This is a genomic window from Shewanella sp. 10N.286.52.E4 (genome assembly GCF_041468785.1).
Classification (GTDB): Bacteria; Pseudomonadota; Gammaproteobacteria; order Enterobacterales; family Shewanellaceae; genus Shewanella; species Shewanella electrodiphila.
Genome location: NZ_JBFRJJ010000087.1, coordinates 1 through 6,217, shown reverse-complemented (window position 1 = coordinate 6,217; position 6,217 = coordinate 1). Strand labels below are relative to the sequence as shown.

Below are 6,217 nucleotides of genomic sequence, written 5' to 3'. Positions count from 1 at the left end.
TGGTTATGGTTATGGTTATAAAAAGTCTGCTGATCGTTTGTTGAAAACACAAACAACGGAGCAGATAAATTTACCTGTAGACTATGAAAACCTGTTTATTTCAACGGCACAAATATGAACAGTTTGCTCTTTTTAATTAGCCAGGCTTTTGATGGAGTTATCAATTAAACTTTCGCTGAAAATCATCTAATAATTGCTGTTGTTGTTTCGACACCATTTCAACTGAGACTTCTGTTCCAGTACTATATTGTTGCTCAAACCAATCTAAAAGATCGATACGAACTTGGTAACCTTCTTTAATACAAAACTGCTCGTTTAACACCATTACTTGTGGGGCACCAAAAGACGCTCCAGAATACCAACCACACTCGCTATAACCATGTGTTTCGAGTTTGTCAGAGAGTTGTAGTGAAAAAATAAACCAAGTCATTAGAAATAATGGAAAACTAGCAATAATGATGACAAGCCCAACCTTCTGACGCTTCGCTGTCATCTTATTTAATAAGCGTAAAGCAATCCCAGCAATAAGTACCATCAACGCTGGAACCATGACCAACAATGCTGGGGTTGAGGGCCTAACCTTTATTAAGGCTGCCCCTTCCTCAATACGGTTTAACATGCTTATTTCTTGAATCAATCCGTAAAAATAACCAAGGATAAATAGCAGTAATACTGTAATGAAGAATAGGCCGTGCTGAGTGCTAACCCTAGCTTTGTTGTCTTTAAACATAATATTCGATATTGATGGATACTTAAGAAATAAAAAGTAGGGTTGAGCCCACCGTGATATTTTGTCTCTACCACTGCACTACGTAGCCAGTCATTACCTGCTTTATATTGTAGTTACGTTCGGCTTCACCTAATACATCTTTACTCAACAATCGAGAACAAAAAAAGCGGTGTCATGACGGCTTATAAATCCGTCATGTAAACAAGATATATAGAAATAAACATCAGAAGAATAAATGAATATGAGACAACTTTTGCTAACACACGATCGTATGTTCGAGAAAGCCGTAATATTACTTCATCAGCTAAAACGGGAACTTTTGAAGGTTTCCCTCGGGCTAGAACTGATACAAAAGTAGAAATCCTTAACCCCCATCCTTTTTCGTCCCACAACAGGAATATCAATTCCCTCAGCCAACATTTTACGTTCTATTGTTCTCATTGAGGTAAGTGTAAAGAGTAAAAAACTGATACACCAAGTAATCATACTTCCTCCCCCAATTAGCAATGCAAAATCATCTAAACTCATAATTTAAAACCAATTTACTGATGAACTTTGATCATAAAGTGCACCCGATATGATTTGTGTACCTTTATCAACGGTCTTACCTGCAGCATAGCCCGCACCCATTCCTACTCCAATTAGAATAACCCAGTCAACAAGCCCTAGCCTAATGCTATTCCAACACCTAGAGCTAGAGTTTTCGCACCAACATAAAGCCCTGCCGCTGTACCCTCACCAAACCAGCTGTCTAGACAACGGCAGTGCGTTGTCAGCCTGTATCAGCTATAGAATAGCTATAACTGCCTGGTTTCGCTGTTGCAATGTCCCTTTTGAGAACGGCAATCTAATTGTCGAAAAAAAAGTAAATAATTCCTCCCGAAAGCATACAAAATACAAAAGATATTTCTACGATTATTGCGAGTACTCTATCGTAAGTGCGAGAATGACGCAGAATTGCTTCATCAGCTAATACAGGGTGCTTTGAAGGCTTACCACGAGCCAAGATTGAGGTAAAAATGGAAATTCTAAACCCCCAACCTTTTTCATCCCACCACGGAATATCAACCCTTTCAGCCAACATTTTACGTTCAATGCTTTTCATAGAAGTCCGGGTGAATAACAAAGTACTTATAAGACATATAAAAGAGCTAATGATCATTAGCAACTTTATGGCTTCTTCAGCTGGGCTCAAAACTTCCATTTTAAAACCAATTCACATCAGAGCTTAAATCATACATAAAACCTGCACCCTCTTTTCCAATAAAATCACCTATTTTCCCTGCCCCATAACCTGCACTAATTCATACCCCAATTAAATGACCAGCCAATAGACCCAGATTTCAATGAGGTATATCCCATTCACAGTTAAGTATTGTAAATAAAATAATGAATTGTTCCGCAAATCATACAATATACAAAGGATATAGAAACGACTCTAGCTAGTACTCGGTCAAAAATTCGCGAATGCCGTAAAATAACTTCATCAGCTAACACGGGATATTTAGAAGGTTTACTGCGCGCTAACACGGTGACAAAAGTAGAAACTCTAAACCCCCAGCCTTTTTGATCCCACCAAGGAACATCAATCCCATCAGCGATCATTTTACGCTCTATCGTTTTCATTGAAATTCTGGTGAAAATTAAAGTGCTTAATAGGGATAACACCATAGCACTACCGCCTGTGATCAATAAGAATTTATCCATAACTCAAAACCAATCGACAGATGAACTAGTATCATAGAGGTAACCTGAAAACTCTTTACCAAAGTAGTCACCAATTTTCCCAGCGCCATAACCTGCACCGATTCCTACTCCGATAAGGATAACCCAACCAACTGGGCCTAAAGCTAATGCTATGCCAGCCCCTAAAGCTACTGTTTTTGCGCCTACAGCAAGCCCTGCTGCGGTGCCAAAACCAAACCCTGTCGTCTCTACCACTGCACTACGTTGCCAGTCATTACCTGCTTTATACCTAACTTGAAATAAACGGCATTGTTTCGTCGCTGCAATGTCCCTTTGAGAAAAGCAATCTAGTTTTCGTAAAGAAAGTAATAAATTGCTGCAAAAATCATAAAAAAAACAAAAGATATTTCTACAATTATTGCAAGCATTCTATCGTATGTCCGAGAATGCCGTAGAATTGCTTCATCTACTAATACGGGATGCTTTGAAGGCTTACCACGAGCTACTACCATCACAAGGGTAGATACTCGCAATCCCCACCCTCGTTGATCCCACCAGGGTATATCTATACCTTCTGCTAGCATTTTACGTTCTATGGTTTTCATTGAGGTTCTGGTAAAAAGTAACGTGCTAAACAGAAATAGCACAGTAGCAATCCCCCCCGTGATTAATACGAATTCTTTCATGCCTCAAAACCAATCTACAGATGAACTAATATCGTACATATAGCCTGACAACCCTTTTCCAAAAGCATCTCCAAGTTTTCCTGCGCCATAACCTGCACCTATACCCACACCGATAAGAATAACCCAGCCTACAGGCCCCATTGCTAATGCAATTCCAGCACCCGCACTTACAACACTTGTACCAGCCGCAAGACCAGCTACAGTCCCAAGTCCAAAACCTGTAGTCTCTACCACTGCACTACGTTGCCAGTCATTACCTGCTTTATAATCGTTATAAACACTATCAGCTCGAATACCAGCATCCAACGCTATAAGCCCTTTGCCAGCAATATCAGACGCAATTTCTAAACCACGAATACTGCGTATACCTGACAGTGACGTTAACTTTAAACGTGAGATATCACGGCTGCTTCGTGCGATATCTGAGCCACGTTGTGCACTTGACCAGATATTGCCACGCTTATTTGCCTTAACCACACCGCTGAAATGTTTAACTTCTCGAGCAAATTTTTCGTTGAGGTCTAAATGAGCCGCTTTGGCAATTTGGCCTAATTTAATTAAAGTCGTTTTATTCGCTTTATTTTTAGAAGCATGATGGATATCGATTAAAGCTGTTTGATATTTGAAAATAGCTTTACCAAAACTACTTAAGCGCCCTTCTTTAGCAGCTATTGCAGTCGCACCAGCGCCTAAACCCGTTAATGAATCAACATTCCCTTCGGTCATCTTTCTTGCTGTTGTCACATAAGGTTGTATTTCTTTTTGGTAAACAGCTGCAATAGCTTGGAGCTGATCATCACCAAAAATAGCATTCATTTGTGCCACTTTTCGCTGGGAATGCGAAGGCCAGTTATACACTTCTGACAATGCACAAGCGAGATCTGGCCGAGCTTGCTGAATAGATTGAGTTGCATCAGCTGGCAAAACAAACGGAGTACCAGCAGGCAGAAAGTTGCCTAAAATATGCGGGTTGTTATTTCGAAATGCTTTTACTTGATTAATATCATCAGCATTTATAGGTAATGAAGCGCGGCTTTGTGTACTAAAACACAGATCGTATTCTTGTGGCATTAGAGTTCCTTTCTAATTGAGCTTTCCATAATTTCCAAACAAATTTTACACGAAATCCTTTACGGCACAACATATTGAACAAGACTTAAGCATTAAGCGGGGTCAAACTATGCCCTATTATTTCTTAAATTAAGTTTAGTCTGCCCCAACACGCCAGAAATAACTATTCATGAAGTACAAAAACATACTTAAGGGTATATAACTAAAGGTTTTTTATTCTGAAAAAATCAACTTTAGCTTCAAATAGTTTACTTATTATAAACGGCGATTATAATCACTTACCTTACTTGCAAGGAGCAAAAGTATGCTAGGAATGCTTAAGAAATATACTGTCGAATTAAGCCCAGAGGTTCATGGCAAAATCTCTAATAATGGCTCCCCTATTGAAAACCTGCTTATAGAGCGCAGCCTAACCTACGCTGACGAAGAATATCTAGATAACTGCTTAACAAATGCTAATGGTGAGTTTAGCTTTGAAGCAAAATCTATCAAATCACGCTTACCAGGTAATATTCTGCATGAACCCGTTGTTAGGCAAGTGATTGAATTCACTATGCATGATCATGATAGTGAAACTTATATTTGGGCTACAAACCAACATGACATTACTTGCCCTACTATATGTAAAACACACTTAAGCAATCTTACTTCTGATATAAGTAATGAAGAAGAGGTGTTTGAATTAACCAATGTAGAAGCACCTGAATACCCTCTAATTGTAAGATCGAATTGTTCACTCTAAATTTAAGGATGAAATTATGGGAACATTATCTCCAAATATGGTGGTAGAGCTTTCTTCTATTGCCTACTCGACGCTACAAATGAAAAAACAAAAGCGGTTTTCCTTTGATACTAGCAAATCCTTATCAAATCACTTTAATTTTGATTCATTTTCTAAACCCGTGATGGGAACATCTGGTGGTTTTGTTGCTAAAGCTAGAAATCAACAGACAGGCTTTGCATTAGTTGGGCAAGGCAAGAGTCAAGAATATAAAAATGATATTGTCATCGCTGTACGTGGGACAAATTTTGCGAGTTTAAATGACTTGTCTACTGACGCGCGAGCCTCTACCAGTTCAACTGAGCGTGGTGCATTAGTGCATGCAGGTTTCAACTCAGTATTTGAATCAATGAAAACTGAATTATGCGAATATATTAATTTAGTACCAGCCAATGCAACGCTTCATTGTGTTGGACACAGTTTAGGTGGCGCCATAGCAACATTAATTGCCGATTGGGCAAAGCAACGACTCGCAAATGTGAAGCTATATAGTATTGGTGCACCGAAAGTTGGCTTTGCCGATTTCGCACTTAAAAGTACAAACTCTTTAGGGCAAGAGAATATATTTCGCTGCACTAAAGGTTGCGACCCCGTCCCTATGGTGCCAGTCTGGCCTTTTGTGCATGCACCATATAATGGCTATGAATATCGAGTTGATAACTCAGGCTTTGTGAACCCTATCAAGCACAGAGTTAAATATTATATGCAAGATATGAAAAGCAATGATTGGCATTCATATCAACGAAAAGTGAGCTTTAATAGCCACAAAAGAGTGACGTTAGATGCACGCTTAAGTCATCAAGTCAGCCGTGATTTATTTTGGATGAATCGATTAAGCGAAGCGCTACTGACCTTATTACGTCAGCTAGGAAATGGCGTTGCTGCCAGAATACAAAGTGGTATCTCAAATGGTTTGAATTTTTACGATCAAATCGCCATGGTATTATCTGATGTCACTTTACACAATGCCACCTTCACAGGGCAACTAAATGGCTTACTCGCCCATATGTTGGTGTTTGCTGGTCATGCTAGCCATAAAGTAAAAACATTATCTTATGACTTTATTAAGTGGGTATTTGAACAAACCATTAAAACAGTCAATCGATTAGCACGTGAAGCTCTCAACTAAGCAATGATTAAATAAGCCAATAACTGCAAGTAGGAATTGGCTTTATTGCTTTAACACTGCAAAACATTCTCAAACACCAAACCAGCAGCATTTGCCTGCCCACACAAACGATATGAATCTAACACACTATTTTT

Annotated in this window: 8 protein-coding genes; 2 read left to right on the top strand and 6 right to left on the bottom strand. The window is 39.1% G+C overall.

The genetic code is table 11. The features are described 5' to 3' along the window. Nucleotides 1-160: 160 nt before the first annotated feature. The 6 genes from AB4153_RS21490 to AB4153_RS21465 form a co-directional block, all read right to left on the bottom strand. Nucleotides 161-619: a hypothetical protein gene (locus tag AB4153_RS21490; RefSeq protein WP_371998615.1), complete on the bottom strand. Its 459-nt coding sequence runs from the start codon at nucleotides 617-619 to the stop codon at nucleotides 161-163. 958 nt (nucleotides 620-1,577) lie between these two features. Continuing rightward, nucleotides 1,578-1,835 (bottom strand): hypothetical protein, encoded by a 258-nt coding sequence (locus AB4153_RS21485; protein ID WP_371998614.1) that lies wholly within the window; start codon nucleotides 1,833-1,835, stop codon nucleotides 1,578-1,580. 263 nt (nucleotides 1,836-2,098) lie between these two features. Continuing rightward, nucleotides 2,099-2,437, bottom strand: a complete 339-nt coding sequence (locus AB4153_RS21480; protein ID WP_371998613.1) for a hypothetical protein — start codon at nucleotides 2,435-2,437, stop codon at nucleotides 2,099-2,101. A gap of 3 nt (nucleotides 2,438-2,440) precedes the next feature. Next, nucleotides 2,441-2,671 (bottom strand): hypothetical protein, encoded by a 231-nt coding sequence (locus tag AB4153_RS21475; protein WP_371998612.1) that lies wholly within the window; start codon nucleotides 2,669-2,671, stop codon nucleotides 2,441-2,443. A 92-nt stretch (nucleotides 2,672-2,763) separates the two neighbouring features. After that, nucleotides 2,764-3,102, bottom strand: a complete 339-nt coding sequence (locus AB4153_RS21470) for a hypothetical protein (protein ID WP_371998611.1) — start codon at nucleotides 3,100-3,102, stop codon at nucleotides 2,764-2,766. 3 nt (nucleotides 3,103-3,105) lie between these two features. Further along, a complete protein-coding gene (locus AB4153_RS21465) occupies nucleotides 3,106-4,173 on the bottom strand; it encodes a hypothetical protein (protein WP_371998610.1) in 1,068 nt (355 codons plus the stop codon). Between the two features lie 304 nt (nucleotides 4,174-4,477). Here AB4153_RS21465 and AB4153_RS21460 point away from each other — a divergent pair, with 304 nt between their 5' ends. Together AB4153_RS21460 and AB4153_RS21455 are read left to right on the top strand one after the other, a co-directional pair. Continuing rightward, nucleotides 4,478-4,915 (top strand): DUF6795 domain-containing protein, encoded by a 438-nt coding sequence (locus AB4153_RS21460; RefSeq protein WP_303515235.1) that lies wholly within the window; start codon nucleotides 4,478-4,480, stop codon nucleotides 4,913-4,915. Between the two features lie 16 nt (nucleotides 4,916-4,931). Continuing rightward, nucleotides 4,932-6,083, top strand: a complete 1,152-nt coding sequence (locus AB4153_RS21455; RefSeq protein ID WP_371998609.1) for a lipase family protein — start codon at nucleotides 4,932-4,934, stop codon at nucleotides 6,081-6,083. Nucleotides 6,084-6,217: the final 134 nt, after the last annotated feature.

Excerpts from the sequence above, each read along its gene's own strand:
- AB4153_RS21490 (WP_371998615.1), bottom strand. The coding sequence starts at position 619 with ATGTTAAACCGTATTGAGGAAGGGGCAGCCTTAATAAAGGTTAGGCCC.
- AB4153_RS21485 (WP_371998614.1), bottom strand. The coding sequence starts at position 1,835 with ATGAAAAGCATTGAACGTAAAATGTTGGCTGAAAGGGTTGATATTCCG.
- AB4153_RS21480 (WP_371998613.1), bottom strand. The coding sequence starts at position 2,437 with ATGGATAAATTCTTATTGATCACAGGCGGTAGTGCTATGGTGTTATCC.
- AB4153_RS21470 (WP_371998611.1), bottom strand. The coding sequence starts at position 3,102 with ATGAAAGAATTCGTATTAATCACGGGGGGGATTGCTACTGTGCTATTT.
- AB4153_RS21465 (WP_371998610.1), bottom strand. The coding sequence starts at position 4,173 with ATGCCACAAGAATACGATCTGTGTTTTAGTACACAAAGCCGCGCTTCA.
- AB4153_RS21460 (WP_303515235.1), top strand. The coding sequence starts at position 4,478 with ATGCTAGGAATGCTTAAGAAATATACTGTCGAATTAAGCCCAGAGGTT.
- AB4153_RS21455 (WP_371998609.1), top strand. The coding sequence starts at position 4,932 with ATGGGAACATTATCTCCAAATATGGTGGTAGAGCTTTCTTCTATTGCC.